The organism is Serratia sp. L9, from assembly GCF_050632285.1.
GTDB lineage: Bacteria > Pseudomonadota > Gammaproteobacteria > Enterobacterales > Enterobacteriaceae > Chania.
This window is the reverse complement of sequence record NZ_CP192591.1, coordinates 5,470,913-5,490,176: the sequence shown is the minus strand read 5'-3', so window position 1 is coordinate 5,490,176 and position 19,264 is coordinate 5,470,913. Positions and strand designations below refer to the sequence as shown.

16 protein-coding genes and 1 pseudogene are annotated in these 19,264 nt (G+C 52.0%); 7 read left to right on the top strand and 10 right to left on the bottom strand.

What is annotated here, in order from left to right; genetic code table 11:
* Positions 1 to 28: 28 nt before the first annotated feature.
* A complete protein-coding gene (gene yajL / locus ACQ86O_RS26170) occupies positions 29 to 619 on the bottom strand; it encodes a protein deglycase YajL (RefSeq protein WP_431223494.1) in 591 nt (196 codons plus the stop codon).
* Complete coding sequence (gene panE, locus ACQ86O_RS26165; RefSeq protein ID WP_431223493.1) at positions 579 to 1,493, bottom strand: 2-dehydropantoate 2-reductase; 915 nt, start codon at positions 1,491 to 1,493, stop codon at positions 579 to 581. The genes yajL and panE overlap by 41 nt, the downstream gene beginning before the upstream one ends.
* A 238-nt stretch (positions 1,494 to 1,731) precedes the next feature.
* On the opposite strand from panE, the gene ACQ86O_RS26160 reads away from it, so the two are divergent.
* The gene (locus ACQ86O_RS26160; RefSeq protein ID WP_431223492.1) at positions 1,732 to 2,223 is read left to right on the top strand and encodes a YajQ family cyclic di-GMP-binding protein; all 492 of its coding nucleotides are present in this window, start codon (positions 1,732 to 1,734) and stop codon (positions 2,221 to 2,223) included.
* 31 nt (positions 2,224 to 2,254) lie between these two features.
* On the opposite strand, the gene ACQ86O_RS26155 is transcribed toward ACQ86O_RS26160, so the two are convergent.
* From ACQ86O_RS26155 to ACQ86O_RS26120, 8 genes are all read right to left on the bottom strand, one after another.
* Positions 2,255 to 3,619 carry an MFS transporter gene (locus ACQ86O_RS26155; protein WP_431223491.1) on the bottom strand — a complete coding sequence of 455 codons (1,365 nt, stop codon included), beginning with the start codon at positions 3,617 to 3,619 and terminating at the stop codon, positions 2,255 to 2,257.
* A gap of 252 nt (positions 3,620 to 3,871) precedes the next feature.
* Complete coding sequence (gene cyoE, locus ACQ86O_RS26150; RefSeq protein ID WP_431225833.1) at positions 3,872 to 4,762, bottom strand: heme o synthase; 891 nt, start codon at positions 4,760 to 4,762, stop codon at positions 3,872 to 3,874.
* 17 nt (positions 4,763 to 4,779) lie between these two features.
* Entirely contained in the window at positions 4,780 to 5,118 is a 339-nt protein-coding gene (locus ACQ86O_RS26145; protein ID WP_431223490.1) for a cytochrome o ubiquinol oxidase subunit IV, read from the bottom strand.
* Entirely contained in the window at positions 5,118 to 5,735 is a 618-nt protein-coding gene (locus tag ACQ86O_RS26140; RefSeq protein WP_431223489.1) for a cytochrome o ubiquinol oxidase subunit III, read from the bottom strand. The genes ACQ86O_RS26145 and ACQ86O_RS26140 overlap by 1 nt, the downstream gene beginning before the upstream one ends.
* On the bottom strand, positions 5,725 to 7,716 hold the full coding sequence (gene cyoB, locus ACQ86O_RS26135) for a cytochrome o ubiquinol oxidase subunit I (RefSeq protein WP_431223488.1): 1,992 nt from the start codon (positions 7,714 to 7,716) through the stop codon (positions 5,725 to 5,727). Before cyoB ends, ACQ86O_RS26140 begins: the two co-directional genes overlap by 11 nt.
* A 4-nt stretch (positions 7,717 to 7,720) precedes the next feature.
* A complete protein-coding gene (gene cyoA / locus ACQ86O_RS26130; protein ID WP_431223487.1) occupies positions 7,721 to 8,674 on the bottom strand; it encodes a cytochrome o ubiquinol oxidase subunit II in 954 nt (317 codons plus the stop codon).
* A gap of 444 nt (positions 8,675 to 9,118) precedes the next feature.
* A complete protein-coding gene (gene ampG, locus ACQ86O_RS26125; RefSeq protein WP_431223486.1) occupies positions 9,119 to 10,597 on the bottom strand; it encodes a muropeptide MFS transporter AmpG in 1,479 nt (492 codons plus the stop codon).
* A 61-nt stretch (positions 10,598 to 10,658) separates the two neighbouring features.
* Positions 10,659 to 11,237 carry a lipoprotein gene (locus tag ACQ86O_RS26120; protein WP_431223485.1) on the bottom strand — a complete coding sequence of 193 codons (579 nt, stop codon included), beginning with the start codon at positions 11,235 to 11,237 and terminating at the stop codon, positions 10,659 to 10,661.
* Positions 11,238 to 11,613: 376 nt separating this feature from the next.
* Between ACQ86O_RS26120 and bolA the strand changes: the two genes are divergently transcribed.
* From bolA to hupB, 6 genes and pseudogenes are all read left to right on the top strand, one after another.
* The gene (bolA, locus tag ACQ86O_RS26115; protein WP_431223484.1) at positions 11,614 to 11,928 is read left to right on the top strand and encodes a transcriptional regulator BolA; all 315 of its coding nucleotides are present in this window, start codon (positions 11,614 to 11,616) and stop codon (positions 11,926 to 11,928) included.
* Between the two features lie 364 nt (positions 11,929 to 12,292).
* Positions 12,293 to 13,597, top strand: coding sequence for a trigger factor (tig, locus tag ACQ86O_RS26110; protein WP_431223483.1), 1,305 nt, complete (start codon positions 12,293 to 12,295; stop codon positions 13,595 to 13,597).
* 411 nt (positions 13,598 to 14,008) lie between these two features.
* Complete coding sequence (clpP, locus tag ACQ86O_RS26105; RefSeq protein ID WP_431223482.1) at positions 14,009 to 14,632, top strand: ATP-dependent Clp endopeptidase proteolytic subunit ClpP; 624 nt, start codon at positions 14,009 to 14,011, stop codon at positions 14,630 to 14,632.
* A 207-nt stretch (positions 14,633 to 14,839) separates the two neighbouring features.
* The gene (clpX, locus tag ACQ86O_RS26100) at positions 14,840 to 16,111 is read left to right on the top strand and encodes an ATP-dependent protease ATP-binding subunit ClpX (RefSeq protein WP_431223481.1); all 1,272 of its coding nucleotides are present in this window, start codon (positions 14,840 to 14,842) and stop codon (positions 16,109 to 16,111) included.
* A 193-nt stretch (positions 16,112 to 16,304) separates the two neighbouring features.
* Positions 16,305 to 18,658, top strand: a pseudogene (gene lon, locus ACQ86O_RS26095) (endopeptidase La).
* A 216-nt stretch (positions 18,659 to 18,874) separates the two neighbouring features.
* On the top strand, positions 18,875 to 19,147 hold the full coding sequence (gene hupB, locus ACQ86O_RS26090; RefSeq protein ID WP_431223480.1) for a nucleoid-associated protein HU-beta: 273 nt from the start codon (positions 18,875 to 18,877) through the stop codon (positions 19,145 to 19,147).
* Positions 19,148 to 19,264 lie beyond the last annotated feature (117 nt).

The window sequence follows — 19,264 nt, the reverse complement described above, 5'->3', positions numbered from 1 at the left end:
GGCAGGCCAACAGGCCTGCCGAGACGAGTCAATCGCGGAAATCGTACATACCGGGGATCAGCACCAACTGTTCTGCCACTTCTGCCGCTTTGGCCTTGCCCAACAATAAATCGATCAGCTTGAGGGCAAACTCCATCGATGTTCCTGGTCCCTGGCTGGTGAGAAGATTAACCCGTTGATCAAAGACCACTCGCCGCTCGATCCATTTCTCCTGCGGGATCTGCTCTTTCAACCCGGGGAAGCCGGTCATGTTACCTACCGGAAACAGATCGTGATACTGCAATACCAAAGCGGGTGCCGCGCAGATGGCCGCCACAATCTTACCCTGCAGATGCATCTGGCGAACTTTTTCTACCAGCAAGGGGCTGTCGCGCATGCACTCTGCGCCTTTCATGCCCCCCGGCAGAACAATGGCATCAAAAGGATCGTCTACAATCGCCACCAGGGGCGCATCTGCCAATAGCTTCACACCGCGTGAACAGACTATGGTCTGATTGCCGTCACCGGCCACGCTGGCTGTGGTCACTTTTACCCCGGCGCGAACCAGCAGGTCGATGGCGGTGACGGCTTCGGTTTCTTCACAACCAGGTGCCAGGCAGACTAACGCCGATGCGCTCATACTCGTTTTCCTTTCGTTTAATCATTTCAAACAGCCGGGTATTTTCTGGCAGGGGAATGCCGTGGCGGCGCCCGCAACGCAGCAAATAGCCGGTGATATAGTCGATCTCGGTGTGCCGCTGAGAGCGGATATCCTGCAACATTGAGGAGGTGTTGTCGGCGGTGCTCTGGATCACCTGCATGACATAAGACATCAGGTCTTCGCACGACGTGTGGTGGCCTTCCATCACCATTACGCTGGCCACTTCGCGGCAGATGAGTTCTATCTGCTCCGGATAACGTTGCAGATCGCCATTGCGGCAGCCATGTAGCGCTGTAAGGGGGTTGATAACACAATTGACCGCCAGTTTTCGCCAACTGGCAGAGGCAATATGATTATGCCAGGCCACATCCGGCAAAGCCTGATGCAGTATCTCGGCCAGATAGCTGAGATGGGTGGCTTGCAAGGTGGTGGGTCCGATATGAGTAATTCCATGAGCCACATGGACAATAGTGTTGCCGTCATGACGTGCGGCGTGCGTGGTAACACCTTGCAACACTGGCTGGCTATGCGGTGGCAGCTCATCCTGAGTGCCCATGCCGTTATGCAACAGTAAAATGGCGCAACGCGGGTTTAACTTGGGCAGTAATGCCGTTACCGCGCTGGAAACCTGCCAGGCTTTTAGCGTGACCAGCAACAGTTCACTGTGCAACAGGTGTTCAGGATCGTTGGTGGGTAAATTATGGTTGAATGAAGTGCCGTCTGGCTCAATCACATTCACCGCACAAAATGGCTGGGGTACCCGTAACCATCCCTGCACATCATGGCCTTGTTGATAAAGCCTGGAGAGCCACAGTTGTCCGAGCGCGCCGCAACCAAGAATTGTTATTTTCATTCCATCTCCTTGGTGTCCGGGAATACCGCTGATTAATTGTTTGATTATAGGCTTTTCTGTGGCTGAACGTCTTGCCCCTCAGAGAGTATTACCCTAGGGATTTCAAAATGACCGCTGATGCAGGTAACAACGCTGCAGCTTGAAAGACGACGGGGATAGTCGAATTTTGCCTGAGACGACAAAGCGGGTATTATGCACCGCATCGAAATCATAGATCACCCATTCTGGAGGAAGAAGTATGCCATCTTTCGACATCGTTTCCGAAATTGATATGCAGGAAGTCCGTAACGCCGTTGATAACGCTACCCGCGATCTCGGTACCCGCTGGGATTTTCGCAACGTACCGGCCAGCTTTGAGCTGAATGAAAAAAACGAAAGCATCAAGGTAGCCAGTGAGTCTGATTTCCAGGTGCAACAGCTACTGGATATTTTGCGTGAAAAACTGATGAAGCGCAGCATTGATGGCGGTGCATTGGAAATCCCGGAAGAGATGACCCACAGCGGCAAAACCTATAGTGTTGAAGCCAAGCTCAAGCAGGGGATTGAATCTGCCCAAGCTAAGAAGATCGTCAAGTTGATCAAAGACAGCAAGCTGAAAGTGCAGGCGCAGATCCAGGGCGATGAAGTGCGAGTGACCGGTAAATCACGCGATGACCTGCAAGGCGTGATGGCACTGATACGGGGTGCCGATCTGGGGCAGCCGTTCCAGTTCAAAAACTTCCGCGATTAAACCTATTGGGCCGGATTTACCGGCCCTTTTACTACAGCGCTGCAACCAGCGCTTCCAACTGGCCACGGTTGGTCTGCTGGGTATCGACCTTCACGTAGGCACTGCGCTCTTCGGGGACCACAATAGCTTCTGCGACGCCCGGCTGTGCCAGCAAACGGCTTTGCAATGCCGAATCCTTCACTGCAAGTTCAGAGAGCGTAATGCGCAGGCTGCTGACGTAAGGCGGCTCTTTCATGGTGCTACTGACCACAAACCAGATGGCGGCGAGCACTGCCCCGGCAATAAACACCAAGCCTGCGCCCTGTAGGCCATATAACCAACCGCCCAGACTGCCGCCGATGGCCACGCCAATAAACTGGCTGGTGGAGTAAACGCCCATTGCCGTGCCTTTATAGCCCGCCGGGGATTCTTTGCTGATCAGTGAGGGCAGAATGGCTTCCATGACGTTGAAGGCGATAAAGAACAGCTGCACCCCGGCAATGATGCCCCACAGTTCTATGCCGGAGAACCAGAGCAGCACTTCGGCGCAAAACAGCACCGCCACGCACCCCATAAACACCTGCTTCATCCGGCGGTATTTTTCTGCATAAATAATGAATGGCACCACGGCAGCAAAGGAAACCAGCATGGTGACCAGGTAGACTTTCCAGTGGTCACTGGCGGCCAACCCGGCTTTCTCCATCGCCAGCGGTAGGGCGACGAAGCTGGACATCAGCAAAATATGCAGACACATAATGCCGAAGTTGAGCTTCAGCAGGCGCGGATTGTTCAGCACCTTGCTGAAGCTGCCCCGTACGATGCTCGACTCTCGGTTCAACACATGATCGCTGGCAGAAGGGACGACCAACAGTATGATCACAATCCCTGCCAGTGCCAGCACGGCAATCATCCAAAACAGCGCATGCAGGCCGAAAGCATGAGTCACTATCGGGCCAACCACCATGGCGATTGCAAAGGTGATGCCAAAGCTGACGCCGATAAACGCCATTGCCTTGGTGCGGTTTTGTTCACGGGTTAAATCTGACAGCAAGGCCATTACCGCTGCGGCGATGGCCCCAGAACCTTGTAATGCGCGGCCAAGAATAATGCCCCAGATGGAGTCACTGACGGCAGCGACTACGCTGCCAAGGGCAAAGATTAACAGCCCGCCGACGATCAATGGTTTGCGGCCAACACGATCGGACACCAGGCCAAATGGGATCTGAAACACCGCTTGCGAAAGGCCGTAGATACCGATAGCCAGGCCTATCAGTGCTTCGCTGGCGCCGTGCAGCGCCATGCCATAGGTCGTTAGCACCGGCAGGACCATAAACATGCCGAGCATGCGTAGGGAGAAAACGGTTCCCAGGCCCCAGGTGGCGCGGCGCTCTTGGGGGGTCATTACATTGTCGTTCATTGTAACCTCAATATACCCATAGCCTTTCAATCAACTGCCAAGCGGCAATCTGAAAGTCATAGGGTGTAGAACCTATTCCATTAAGCTAAATAGAATCAAGCCCAATGGAATAACCTCTGCAAAGATGCGCTATTTTAGTGTGTGTGGCAGGGGGGTAAATCGAATGTTATTTAACAGATATTACAGTTAGGCATTTTTTCTGTGGCACAAATAAAATGGGCCGCAAAGCGGCCCATTCACGGCGAACCTGGCTTACCAGACGTAGGTTAACAAGGTTTCTGGCGTAGCACTGGCACTGAAGTCGATAGACATCATTACGCTCAGTGAAGTAATGGCAACAATCGAGAACACAAAAAGCTTGCGCGCCCAGACGCTGTCATTCTCGGCTTTGTAACCGCGCAGCGCCATACCTAACCACCAGACGCTTACTGCCGCCGCGACGATCAGGTATTTATAACCTGCGTAACCACCCAAAGTCAGCATCAGTGTGGCGATCATAAACGCCAGGATGTAGAGCGTGATGTGGTTTTTGGCAACGGAAATACCTTTCACCACCGGCAGTACCGGGATATTGGCCGCCTGGTAATCTTTGAAGCGGAAGATGGCAATCGCATAGGAATGCGGCATCTGCCACAGGCTGAAGATTGCCAGCAGGATCAAGGCACCAGCGTCAAACTCGTTGGTCACCGCGCAATAACCAATCACTGGCGGAGCGGCCCCGGACAGGCTGCCGATCAGCGTGCCGTACACCGAATGGCGTTTCATATACAGGCTGTAAACGCCCACGTAAACCACAAAACCCATCACCGCCAGCCACATGGCCAGCGGGTTGGCTGCGATATACAGCAGTGCAAAACCAGCAATACCCAGGATAGTAGCGTAAACCAGGCTCACACTCGGCGCGATCAGGCCTTTTACCAGCACCCGGTTCTTCGTTCTCTCCATTTTCTTGTCGATGTCACGGTCAATGTAGTTGTTAAATACACAGCCCGAGGCGACCACCAACGAGACACCCAGCAGGGTAGCGAGAAACAGGGGATAGTCGATGCTCCCTTTGGAAGCGAGCAGGAACCCCCCAACGACAGAAATTAAATTGCCGAAAATAATTCCTGGTTTAGTTACTTGCAGGTATTGCTTAATCATCACGTCCAGCTCTGCTCTTAATCGACCATCATATTGATGTTGAGGTTGTACATAATCCAGAGTGAACCCACAACAACGATACCGATGATCATAGCGGTGAACAGCAATGCCACCAGGTTCCAGCGCTCTTCCGATGAGGTGTTCATGTGCAGGAAGTAAACCAGGTGAACGATCACCTGGATAACTGCCATACCGACCACTACCGCCAGGATGGTGGAGTGAGAGGCCGAGCCGCTCATCACCATCGCAAATGGAATTACCGTCAGGATGACCGACAGGATAAAGCCGATCAGATATGACTTCACGCTGCCATGGCTTGCGCCGCCGTGAGAGGTTTCATGGGATGAATGGCTCATTACATAACCCCCAGCAGGTAGACAACGGTAAATACGCAGATCCAGACCACGTCCAAGAAGTGCCAGAACAGGCTCAGACACATCAGACGGGTTTTATTGGTTGGGTTCAGGCCACGTTTGCTTACCTGAATCATCATGATGACGATCCAGATCAGGCCGGTGGTGACGTGCAGACCGTGGGTACCTACCAGCGCAAAGAAGCTGGAGAGGAACGCACTGCGATCCGGGCCATAGCCTTCGGCGATCAGGTGATGGAACTCATAGATTTCCATTGCCACGAAGCCCAGACCGAACAGGAAGGTCAAGAACAGCCAGGTGTTAACGCTGCCAATCTTGCCCTTGTTCATGCCGATCATCGCCATACCGTAGGTGATGGAGCTGAACAACAGGAGGAAAGTTTCAACCAGAACAAAATTCAGGTCGAAGATGTCTTTCCCAGTGGGACCGCCAGCGGTCCCATTCACCAGTACTGCATAAGTTGCGAACAAGCTCGCGAACAAAATACAGTCACTCATCAGGTAGATCCAGAATCCGAAGACCTTGGTTTCACCTGCGTCGTGGTGCCCATGCTCTGCATGGGCTGCGCTATGATGGTTAGTCAGAGTATCAGTTGACATGATTCACGCCTGCTTTGCTGATTTGTTCATAGTGTTGGTTTTCAATGCGTTCGATCTCATCGACCTGCACATAGTAATCAACATCTTCATCGAAGCTCTTGGCAATCCAGGTAACGATCATACCGACGAAGCCGGCAATCGCCATCCACCAGATATCCCAGATCATCGCGAAACCGAATACCAGGCTGAAGCCAGCAATAATCACACCGGCGCCGGTATTTTTCGGCATATGAATCGGCTCGTATTTTGCTGGTTTCTTATAAGCTTCGCCTTTTTCTTTCATGTCCCAGAACGCATCACGATCGTGAATCTCTGGTACTACAGCGAAGTTATAGAACGGTGGTGGAGAAGACGTTGACCACTCCAGCGTACGGGCACCCCATGGATCACCGGTCAGATCACGGTTCTGCTCGCGATCGCGGATACTGACGATGATCTGAATCACCTGGCACAGGATCCCACAGGCAATCAGCGCCGCACCGCCCGCTGCAACCAGCAGCAATGGGTGGAACTCAGGGTTTATATTCTGGCTGATACGGCGGGTCATCCCCATAAAGCCCAGAGCATAAAGCGGCATAAAGGCTACGAAGAAACCGATAATCCAGAACCAGAATGCACGGATACCCCAGGTTTCATTCAGGCGGAAGCCGAAGGATTTAGGGAACCAGTAAGTCAGACCCGCGAAGCAACCGAACACCACACCACCGATAATCACGTTATGGAAGTGGGCAATCAGGAACAGGCTGTTGTGCAGGACGAAGTTGGCACCCGGCACCGCCAGCAGCACGCCGGTCATACCACCGATGGAGAAGGTGATAATAAAGCCAACGGTCCACAGCATCGCGGAGTTCAGTTGGATACGGCCCTGATACATGGTGAACAGCCAGTTGAAGATTTTCACCCCGGTCGGGATGGAAATGATCATCGTGGCGATACCGAAGAAGGCGTTGACGTTCGCGCCAGACCCCATGGTGAAGAAGTGGTGCAGCCATACGATAAACGACAGAACGGTGATCGCAATGGTTGCCCATACCAGTGAGGTATAACCGAACAGGCGTTTCTTCGAGAAGGTCGCGGTAACTTCGGAGAATACCCCGAACACCGGCAGAACCAGGATATACACCTCTGGGTGGCCCCAGGCCCAAATCAGGTTGATGTACATCATCATGTTGCCGCCCATATCATTGGTGAAGAAATGGGTGCCCAGATAGCGATCCAGGGTCAGCAACGCGATGGTGACGGTCAGAATCGGGAAAGAAACAATGATCAGCACGTTGGTGCAGAGTGCAGCCCAGGTGAACACAGGCATCTTCATCATTGGCATGCCAGGAGCACGCATTTTCAGGATAGTGGCGAAGAAGTTCACACCGGTCAACAAGGTACCCAGACCGGAAATCTGCAGACTCCATATCCAGTAATCTACCCCGACGCCAGAACTGTATTCCTTACCCGAAAGCGGCGGATACGCCAGCCAACCGGTCTGTGCGAACTCACCAACACCCAGCGAGATGTTGATCAGCACCACGCCCACCACGAAGAACCAGAAGCTCAGGGAGTTCAGGAACGGGAAGGCGACGTCGCGTGCACCGATTTGCAAGGGAACCACTACGTTCATCAGGCCAACCACGAAAGGCATCGCCATGAAGAAGATCATGATTACGCCGTGGGCGGTAAAGATCTGGTCGTAGTGGTGCGGTGGCAGGAATCCGGCCTCACCGGCAGACGCAAGCGCCTGCTGGCTACGCATCATGATGGCATCAGCAAAACCACGCAGCAGCATAACGAATGCTACGAGGATATACATGATACCGATTTTTTTATGGTCGACAGAGGTCAGCCATTCGCTCCACAGCCACTTCCATTTGCCCAGATACGTTATCAGCGCCAGCAGTGCCAGGCCTCCAACGATAATTGCAGCAACGGTGACCATGATGATCGGTTCATGCATCGGAACCGCATCAAGTGTTAATTTTCCCAACATCAGATTATTCCTCGGCTCCGGCGTGAGCATGTTCACCCATGTCCATACCCTGGCTCATATCCATACCTTCGTGCGCGGAAGTTTCTGCGCCTTTGTGCATGTGCATGTCGCCCATGAATTTGGCAATAGTCTCTTTGAACAAATTCGGTTTGACACTGGAGAAGTACTCGACCGGGTTGTTTTCACTCGGTTCTGCCAGTTTGTTAAAGTCGCTGGTGGCATTAAGGGTATTAGACGATTCTTTCACCTTGGCTACCCACTGATCGAAGTCGCCTTCGGTTGGGGTAACAATAGCGGTGAATTTCATACCGGAGAACCCGCGGCCGCTGAAGCTACTGGAAATACCATCGTATTTGCCCGCTTCATTGCCGATCAGGTGCAGTTTGGTCTGCATCCCGGCCATCGCATAAATTTGCCCGCCTAACTGAGGAATAAAGAACGAGTTCATTACCGAGTTAGAGGTGACTTTAAATTCGACTGGAACATCTTTCGGGAAGGCCAGCTCATTAACGGTCGCAATACCTTGCTCTGGGTAGATGAACAACCATTTCCAGTCTAACGACATCACTTCGATGGTCATTGGCTTTTTGTCAGTGACAATCGGCTTGAACGGATCCAGCGCGTGGGTTGTTTTCCAGGTAATGGTGCCAAGGATGGCGATGATAATGATTGGAATGGTCCAGACGACCGCTTCAATCTTGTTGGAGTGTGACCAGTTTGGTGTGTACTTCGCTTCTTTGTTGGAAGCACGGAACTTCCAGGCAAAGATGAAAGCCATGAAGATCACTGGTATCACAACGATCAGCATCAAACCGATTGCCGTGAGGATCAGTGTACGTTGCTCAACACCTATTGCTCCTTTGGGATTCAACAAAACCATATTGCAGCCGCTGAGCATTACAGTGGCTACAATTAAGGACAACATCCCAATACTTTTATTGTATTTCTTAAGTCTCATCTAACGACCTCAATTACAAAAAGGCTCAATTGTCGTTTCATGTGTGCGGGCATTTTACGGGAAGGTTGCAGTACTGTAAACATGCTTAAGGGAGTGTCAGCGGCTTGTTGACACTTTCTGTTAAGGGGGTCACACATGTAACGTGACGTGACAATTTACTAATGGCAACAACGTGTTGGCTAGCTGAATCGTGACGGGGCCGCGTTATATCAAGGAAAACCAACGGTATGCGGGGCGGCGCGGGGAGGGGGGCGATTTTAAATACGAATAAAACGTTTATTTAATGTGAAATAATTGTGTATCAAAAGTGAATTTAATTTTATTTCCTAGTAGGGCACTCAGGTAAAAAAATAACTTTCCCGGCAATATTATTTTTTTAACGAAATAAATTCATTTCTCTGATGCATTTTTGTCGACCGACATTTTTATCGGCCGACAAAAAAATCAGACTAATTGTGTACGGCGCAGCGCAAGGTAGTCCAACAGACTGCCCATAATTATCCCCATCAGGCTCAGCATGGCACCTATTTGCAGTATCAGAACCGCAAGATCCGGTTCTTGGGACCAGCCGAGAGCATTGGTGATCAGCAGCAGTAACCATATGCCGAGCAGTGAGCAACCCAGGGTCAGTAGGCCCAGCGCCCAACGATAGCCGGTGCGGAACTCGGTACGTGGCATAAAGTTATCGGTGCGTTGGGTGTATTCCAGCGTCTGGCGACAAATCGCCAGTAATAATAAACCGGGCAGCGCCGCCACGATGGAGAACAGGTAGAACAGCGGCCAACCGTGAGCCTCGACAAACCAACCGGCGATGGGCCCCACATAAACGCGGCCAACGGCCGAGAGAGCCGAGAGCAAGGCAAACTGGGTGGCTGAAAAAGACTTGTTGCACAAGGTCATCAGCAGGGCGACAAACGCTGCGGTACCCATGCCGCCACACAGGTTTTCCAGGAAGATGGCACTGCCCATGGAGAAGATGTTTTTATCGGTGATCGCCAGTAACCAGTAACCGATATTAGAAACCGCCTGCAGAATGCCAAATAGCATCAAAGCCCGGAACAGGCTCAGCCGTTGCATCAGTACACCGCCGAACAAGGCCCCGACAATGGTAGCAAACAGGCCAAGCGTCTTGTTTACCAGCCCGACCTCGCCTGCGTCGAACCCAACGCCTCGGATCAGAAAGGTGGTGCTCAGGCTGCCGGCAAAGGCATCGCCCATTTTGTACATCACAATCAGCAGCAGGATCAGCCAGGCATTATTACGCGCGAAAAAATCACGCAACGGTGCCACGACCGCCTCTTCCATGGTGCGCGGTGCCGGGATGCTGTCATCCGGTTCCGGTGCCATTAAGGTCGCTGTCACGCCGATCAGCATCAGACCGGCCATGAGCCAGTAAGTAGCCTGCCAACCGAAATAACGATCCGCCAGCCATAAGGCCAGCCCGCCGGACACCAGCATCGCCAAGCGATAGCCCAGCACCGAAACTGCCGCACCGGCTCCTCGTTCCTCTGCTGCCAGCAGGTCGGTCTTATAGGCGTCAAAAACGATATCCTGCGAAGCGGAGCAGAAAGCTACCAACACCGCCAACGCAGCCAGCCACCACAAATGTTGCGACGGGTTCATGAATCCCATGGCTGCGATGGCGACTATCAGCAACAACTGGCTGATCAACAGCCAGCCTCGCCGCCGCCCCAGGAATGATGGAGTGTAGCGATCCATAAAGGGTGACCAGAGGAATTTGAACACATAGGCCTGACCCACCAGAGAGAAGATACCAATGGTTTTCAGATCGATGTTTTCGACGGTCATCCAGGCTTGCAGCGTGCCGGAGGTCAGTGCCAGCGGTAACCCCGAGGCAAAACCCAATACCAGAAGAATGGCGGAGTTACGCTGGGTGAAGATGTTCAGATACTGTTTTGACATGAGATCCTTGCCTGTACTACCCGGTCAGCCTGCCATCCAGGTAGCACAAGGCATTAACAGATTAGCGAGCGTTTTGCTTGATGAAATCGTTGACGCTGGTGTCCTGAGCCATATCGGCAATGACATCGCCCAATACGGTGTTGACCGCCGCGGTAATCTTGTCGTTGGACGCGGTGAAGGCACCCTGCACGTTATAGGTGGAACGGTAGTTTTTCACCTGCTTATTGCCGTTCTTCGCCTGAGCGATGATCGAAATGTCTGCTTTGGTCGTGATGTTGTAACGCAGGTTACCTTCGGAAACGTTGGCAAACAGCGTATTCACAACGATCTGCAGATCAACCGCACCCGTTGGGCCGATCATATAACCGCGCGCGCCCATTTGTTTCTCCAGCACTTCCTGCAGCAGGAAACGCAGGTCGCGGGAAGGTGTCAGGGTAACCAGTTGCCCATCACGGTTCACTTTCGCCAGCGCCTGGTCTGATCGTTGGTCAGCGCCGTTAATACTGATGGTGATCCCTTGCAGGGTTGGATCCTGCTGAGGCAGCACGATTTTCGGGGTAACGTTCAGCGTGTTGGTGCTGGTGGCACAGCCAGCGAGCAGCAAGGCGGCCAGCAGGGGAAGACAAAGTTTTTTTAACATATTACTGTCTCATTAATCGTGGTTTTAGACCCAGATGGTTTCGAGCTAGAGCACACTGGCTGTAACCGGAAATTGTTGGGTATCGCTATGGGTGCTTGATAATCAAAGCAGTAGAGTCAACAACAAAATTGCCGCCATCATAGCATTGCCGTCAACGGGGGAAGTGTTGAACGCGGCGGTTGAGTAAATTTTTACTCAACAAGGATAAAAACAGGCTTTTCAGACCGTCTCAATCAGAAAAAACCCAACCTGTGAACTTTATTGGCGTTTTTTTCGCCATGGCGCACAGGAATTTACCTCAGGAGCATTCTAGCCAGGGCAAAACCGACTACTATTGAGTTAACATGCTAGTCTGCCGGTGTTGGAAGGAGGTTCTATGATTCGCGAGCAAATAGAAGCAAAATTAAGGGCGGCATTTGAACCCGCGTATCTGGAAGTCGTTGATGAAAGCTATCGTCATAACGTTCCGGCGGGGTCAGAAAGCCATTTCAAGGTGGTTATGGTCAGCGATCGTTTTGTTGGTGAACGTTTCCTGACCCGGCATCGCTCCATTTATGCGGTGTTGGCGCAGGAGCTGGCGGACGGCGTTCACGCGCTGGCGTTACATACCTATACCCTGAAAGAGTGGGAAGGGTTACAGGATACGGTGCCTGCATCGCCTCCTTGTAGAGGCGCGGGGTCGTTGGCCTAAGGGCTTAAATTTACGTTAACAGTGGAACTTTCACCTGAATTTAAGGTATTACTACTGACGAATTTTGCCAACGGCCTGCGGGCCGTTTTGTTTTTGACGACGACAAAGCCACGGGGTAATGCAGTCCTGATGGTCTTGGTACAGCGGTATTTGGGCGGGAAACCGGTAAAAGTGTGAGTTTTAACGCGCCAGTGCCACCTTGCCATCCTCGACTAGCTACGCTTGCGCCGCTATAATGTCGCGTCTTATTTTTCCGGAATGGTTTCGGGACGCTCTCGACATCAGGGAACTCGGTTTTTAATGTAGCCGTCCTGGTTCTTGGAACGGAGTTGACCGAGCACTGTGATTTTTTTGAGGTAACAAGATGCAAGTTTCAGTAGAAACCACTCAAGGCCTTGGTCGCCGTATCTCTATTACTGTACCCGCTGATGTTATCAATCAGGCGGTGAAGAAAGAGCTGATCAACGCAGCAAAAAGCGTTCGTATCGACGGTTTCCGTAAAGGCAAAGTGCCGATGAACATCGTTGAACAGCGTTATGGCGCTTCTGTCCGTCAGGACGTGTTGGGCGATATGATGCAGCGCAACTTTGTTGATGCCATCATCAAAGAAAAAATTAACCCGGCTGGCGCACCAAACTATGTCCCGGGCGAGTATAAAGAAGGCGCAGATTTTGCTTTCGCTGTTGAATTCGAAGTTTACCCAGAAGTTGAGCTGAAAGGCCTGGAAAGCATCGAGGTTGAAAAACCGGTTGTTGAAGTTAACGACGCTGATGTTGACACCATGCTGGAAACCCTGCGCAAGCAGCAGGCAACCTGGAAAGAAACAGACGGCGCTGTCACAGCAGAAGACCGCGTTACCGTTGATTTCTCCGGTTCTATCGATGGTGAAGATTTCGAAGGCGGTAAAGCAGCAGATTTCGTTCTGGCTATGGGCCAGGGCCGCATGATCCCAGGCTTCGAAGAAGGTCTGATCGGTCACAAGGCGGGTGAAGAGTTCACCATCGATGTCAACTTCCCAGAAGACTATCACGCAGAAAACCTGAAAGGGAAAGCTGCCAAGTTCGCTATCGTGCTGAAGAAAGTTGAAGTGCGTGAACTGCCAGAACTGACTGAAGAATTCATCAAACGTTTCGGCGTAGCGGATGGTTCTATCGATGGTCTGCGTGCAGAAGTGCGTAAGAACATGGAACGCGAGCTGAAAGGCGCGGTGCGTAACCGCATCAAGTCTCAGGCAATCGACGGCCTGGTCAGCGCTAACGAAATCGACGTGCCAGCGGCACTGATCGACGGTGAAATCGACGTTCTGCGCCGTCAGGCTGCACAGCGTTTCGGTGGCAACGAGAAACAAGCGTTGGAACTGCCTCGCGAGCTGTTTGAAGAGCAAGCTAAACGCCGCGTTGTGGTTGGCCTGCTGTTGGGCGAAGTGATCAGCACCAACGATCTGAAAGCCGACGAAGACCGCGTGAAAGTTCTGATCGAAGAAATGGCATCTGCCTACGAAGATCCGAGCGAAGTTGTAGAGTTCTACAGCAAAAACAAAGAGCTGATGAACAACATGCGTAACGTTGCTCTGGAAGAACAAGCGGTCGAAGCCCTGCTGGCTAAAGCGAAAGTCACTGAAAAACCGACTACGTTCAGCGAGCTGATGAACCAGACTCAACAAGCTTAATGCTGGTTGAGGACAGGAGTCCGGCAGCAAGGCAGGCCTTTTAGGTCTTCGTCTTACCGTTAGGCGCTTCCTTAAAAAGCCCGCAACCTTGGTTGTGGGCTTTTCTTTTGCCACGTTACTGATTAATCTCAGGTTCACTGCGGCAATATGCACTATATTTAAGTTGTCACGGCTAAAAGGCTGCTGCGCAATGCTGGCTGTCGTGACCTTGCCACACAGGGATGAAGGTGAAAATGTCTCACCGGACTTGAAATTCTGTCTGTGGCCCCCCAATTTCTACAACAGTATCGGCTGTATTGCGCCGTCAAATCAGTGTGGAGCCTGTCGATGGCTTGAGCGTAGTCATGATGGCCGTTCTAAAGTAGAATCGACAGACAATGGCGCCAAGGCAATTTTTATTAGGAGACGGTAATGTCATACAGTGGCGAACGAGACCAATTAGCACCTAACATGGCACTGGTGCCGATGGTAGTAGAGCAGACTTCTCGCGGGGAGCGTTCTTACGATATTTATTCCCGCCTGCTGAAAGAACGCATTATCTTCCTGACCGGTCAGGTTGAAGATCATATGGCGAATCTGATCGTGGCGCAGATGCTGTTCCTCGAAGCAGAAAGCCCGGAAAAAGACATTTTCCTTTATATCAACTCACCGGGTGGCGTCATCACTGCTGGCATGTCCATTTATGACACCATGCAGTTTATCAAACCGGATGTCAGCACCATCTGTATGGGGCAGGCTTGTTCCATGGGCTCGTTCCTGCTGACCGCTGGCACCAAAGGTAAGCGTTTCTGCCTGCCAAACTCCAGGGTGATGATCCACCAGCCACTGGGTGGTTATCAGGGTCAGGCGACGGATATTGAAATCCACGCACGCGAAATTCTGAAAGTGAAAGCGCGTATGAACGAGTTGATGGCGCAACATACTGGTCAATCACTGGAGCAGATCGAGCGTGATACCGAACGCGATCGCTTTATGACCGCAGAAGAATCGGTAGAATACGGTCTGGTTGACAGCATTCTGACACACCGCAGCTAGAACTATTCCCAAAGAATTTCAAGTTGCGGCTAATAATATGGCAGCTTGAAAGGCTACGGGTAAACGCGGCTTGCGAGCCGATAGACTATAGTGTTCAGAGTGGGTATGGCTCGCTTTGAACAGCATTATCGGCGCTCCCGGTATAATGTTAGGGCGCAATGCCGCCGTGAATTCCTGCGGGAAAAGACAAAAGAAGAGGTTTGACTGATGACAGATAAGCGCAAAGACGGTTCAGGAAAGCTGCTGTACTGCTCTTTCTGCGGCAAAAGCCAGCATGAAGTGCGTAAGCTGATTGCCGGGCCGTCAGTGTATATCTGCGATGAATGTGTTGATCTGTGTAACGACATTATTCGCGAAGAGATTAAAGAAGTTGCCCCGCACCGCGAGCGCAGCTCATTGCCGACCCCGCACGAGATCCGCCATCACCTGGACGACTATGTTATCGGCCAGGAACCGGCGAAAAAAGTGCTGGCCGTGGCGGTGTACAACCACTACAAACGCCTGCGCAATGGCGATACCAGCAATGGTATCGAATTGGGTAAAAGTAACATTCTGCTGATCGGCCCGACCGGTAGCGGTAAAACCCTGCTGGCAGAAACGCTGGCACGTTTCCTGGATGTGCCTTTCACTATGGCCGATGCCACCACGCTGACCGAAGCCGGTTATGTGGGCGAGGACGTGGAGAATATTATCCAGAAGCTGTTGCAGAAATGTGACTACGACGTGCAGAAGGCCCAGCGCGGTATCGTCTATATCGATGAAATTGACAAGATTTCTCGTAAATCAGACAACCCGTCCATCACCCGTGACGTTTCGGGCGAAGGCGTACAGCAGGCGCTGTTAAAGCTTATTGAAGGTACCATTGCCGCAGTGCCACCGCAGGGCGGGCGTAAACATCCTCAGCAGGAATTCCTGCAGGTTGATACCTCGAAGATCCTGTTTATCTGTGGCGGTGCGTTTGCAGGCCTGGATAAAGTGATCGGCCAGCGCGTGAATACCGGCTCCGGTATCGGCTTTGGCGCTACCGTTAAAGGGGAATCTGATAAAGCCACCGAAGGCGAACTGCTTCTGCAGGCTGAGCCGGAAGACTTGATCAAATTCGGCCTGATCCCGGAATTTATCGGCCGTTTGCCGGTAGTGGCCACGCTCAGCGAACTGAGTGAAGATGCCCTGATTCAGATCCTGAAAGAGCCGAAGAATGCCCTGACCAAACAATATCAGGCATTGTTCAATCTGGAAGGTGTGGAGCTTGAGTTCCGCGAAGAAGCGCTGAACGCCATTGCCAAGAAAGCCATGACGCGTAAAACCGGTGCCCGTGGTCTGCGTTCCATCGTAGAAGGCGCGTTGCTCGATACCATGTACGATCTGCCTTCGTTGGAGAGCGTAGAGAAGGTGGTTATCGACGAATCGGTTATCTCAGGCCAGTCCAAGCCGCTGCTGATTTACGGCCAACCGGAAGCTCAAGCTTCTGGTGAATAATTAGCCAATCAAACCAGAAAGTTAATAGCAAAATGGGGGATTTTATCCCCCGTTTCTTTTTCTGCATTAATGCCGTTGAATGTAAGAGAATCATCCCCATATACTCATAATCCAGATTTTGTGAAACGTTTGATGCTTGCGTCTCATGAGATTCCCCTAAATCCTGGCGGAAATTAAACTAAGAGAGAGCTCTATGAACCTTGAGCGTTCCGAACGCATTGAAATCCCCGTTCTGCCATTGCGCGACGTGGTGGTTTATCCGCACATGGTGATCCCGTTGTTTGTTGGCCGGGAAAAATCGATTCGGTGCCTCGAAGCCGCGATGGATCACGATAAAAAGATCATGCTGGTGGCACAGAAAGAGGCTTCAACGGATGAACCTGGCATTAACGATTTATTTTCTGTTGGTACCGTAGCGTCGATTTTGCAGATGCTGAAGCTGCCAGATGGCACGGTTAAAGTGCTGGTCGAAGGCTTGCAGCGTGCGCGTATTACCACGCTTTCCGACAGCGGTGAGCATTTTGCTGCCAAGGCAGAATATCTTGAAGCTCCGGCGATTGACGAGCGTGAGCAAGAAGTTCTGGTGCGTACTGCCATCAATCAGTTTGAAGGCTACATCAAACTGAATAAAAAATTCCACCGGAGGTGCTGACGTCGTTGAACAGCATCGACGATGCCGCACGCCTGGCAGATACCATCGCTGCACACATGCCGCTGAAGCTCAGCGACAAGCAGTCAGTGCTGGAGATGTTTGATATCACTGAACGTCTTGAGTACCTGATGGCGATGATGGAGTCGGAGATCGACCTGTTGCAGGTTGAGAAACGCATCCGTAATCGCGTCAAGAAACAGATGGAAAAGAGCCAGCGCGAGTACTATCTGAATGAGCAGATGAAAGCCATCCAGAAAGAACTGGGCGAGATGGACGACACGCCGGACGAACACGAGGCGCTGAAGCGCAAGATTGAAGCGGCCAAAATGCCGAAAGAGGCTCGTGAGAAAACGGAAGCGGAACTGCAAAAGCTGAAAATGATGTCGCCAATGTCTGCGGAAGCTACCGTGGTCCGTGGTTACATCGATTGGATGCTGCAGGTGCCGTGGAATGCGCGTAGCAAGGTGAAAAAAGACCTGGTCAAGGCGCAGGAGGTGCTCGATACCGATCACTACGGCCTGGAGCGGGTTAAAGACCGTATCCTTGAGTATCTTGCGGTTCAAAGCCGTGTCAGCAAAATCAAGGGGCCGATCCTGTGCCTGGTTGGGCCTCCGGGCGTGGGTAAAACCTCGTTGGGGCAGTCCATCGCCCGTGCAACCGGTCGCCAGTATGTTCGTATGGCGTTAGGTGGCGTACGTGACGAGGCGGAAATCCGTGGTCACCGCCGGACTTATATCGGTTCCATGCCGGGTAAGCTGATCCAGAAAATGGCCAAGGTCGGGGTGAAAAACCCGCTGTTCCTGCTTGATGAGATCGACAAGATGTCATCTGACATGCGTGGTGATCCCGCTTCTGCCCTGCTGGAAGTGCTGGATCCGGAACAGAACGTGGCGTTCAACGATCACTATCTGGAAGTGGATTACGATCTGTCCGATGTGATGTTTGTGGCGACGTCGAACTCGATGAACATCCCGGCACCGCTGCTGGATCGTATGGAAGTGATCCGTCTTTCCGGTTACACCGAAGACGAAAAGCTGAACATCGCCAAACAGCACCTGATGCCGAAGCAGCTTGAACGCAATGCGTTGAAGAAAGGTGAACTGACGGTCGACGATAGCGCCATCATCGGCATTATCCGCTATTACACCCGTGAAGCCGGGGTGCGTAGTCTGGAGCGTGAAATCTCCAAACTGTGCCGTAAAGCGGTTAAAACGCTGTTGATGGATAAAAAGATCAAGCACATCGAGATCAACGGTGAAAATCTGAAAGATTTCCTGGGCGTGCAGCGTGTCGATTATGGCCGTGCAGATACTGAAAACCGTGTCGGTCAGGTGACTGGCCTGGCGTGGACGGAAGTGGGTGGCGATCTGCTGACTATCGAAACCGCCTGCGTACCGGGTAAAGGCAAGCTGACCTACACCGGTTCTCTGGGTGAAGTGATGCAGGAATCTATCCAGGCCGCGTTGACCGTGGTGCGCGCACGTGCAGAGAAGTTGGGCATCAATGCTGATTTCTATGAAAAGCGTGACATCCACGTTCACGTCCCGGAAGGGGCAACGCCGAAAGACGGCCCAAGTGCGGGTATTGCCATGTGTACCGCGCTGGTTTCTTGCCTGACGGGTAATCCGGTGCGTGCCGATGTTGCAATGACCGGTGAGATCACCCTGCGTGGTCAGGTATTGCCGATCGGTGGCCTGAAAGAGAAACTGCTGGCGGCGCATCGTGGCGGTATCAAAACCGTGCTGATCCCTTACGAGAACAAACGCGATCTGGAAGAGATCCCGGATAACGTGATTGCCGATCTGGAGATCCATCCGGTGCAGAAGATTGATGAAGTTTTGAACATTGCATTGCAGAACCCGGCCTTCGGTGCACTGCCTGTTGCTGTAAAATAGTGACGGACAGCAAAAACCATTGATAAAACTTATGCTGGCAAGCCATTTCGGACTTGCCAGTATTTTTTTGTGCCGCTAACTTAGATCCCTGTCGGACCGCGTTTAGCTGCTATTTGGTGGCTTGCCAAGGTGCGATGGGATTGATATAACTGCTGCGCTGTCGTAACCGTAGGGATTTTTTCGGTGCGACGTTTGAATTCTAGAGGGGATGATAGAGTGAACAAGTCACAACTGATCGACAAAATTGCCGAAGGTGCTGATATTTCCAAAGCGGCAGCCGGGCGTGCTTTAGATGCCATCATTGCATCCGTTACCGAATCCTTGAAAGAAGGGGATGACGTAGCTTTGGTTGGTTTCGGTTCTTTCACCGTACGTGAGCGTTCAGCTCGTACTGGCCGTAACCCGCAAACAGGTAAAGAGATCAAAATTGCGGCAGCCAAAGTTCCGGCTTTCCGTGCAGGGAAAGCACTGAAAGACGCAGTAAACTGATTACAGCGTCTAACCACCCAGCGTCACTGAAACAATCACCTGACGCAGCGGTATTGGTAAGGTAAGATATAAGGCGCATCAGAATGATGCGCTTTTTTTATTTTTGTCGCAGGGAAC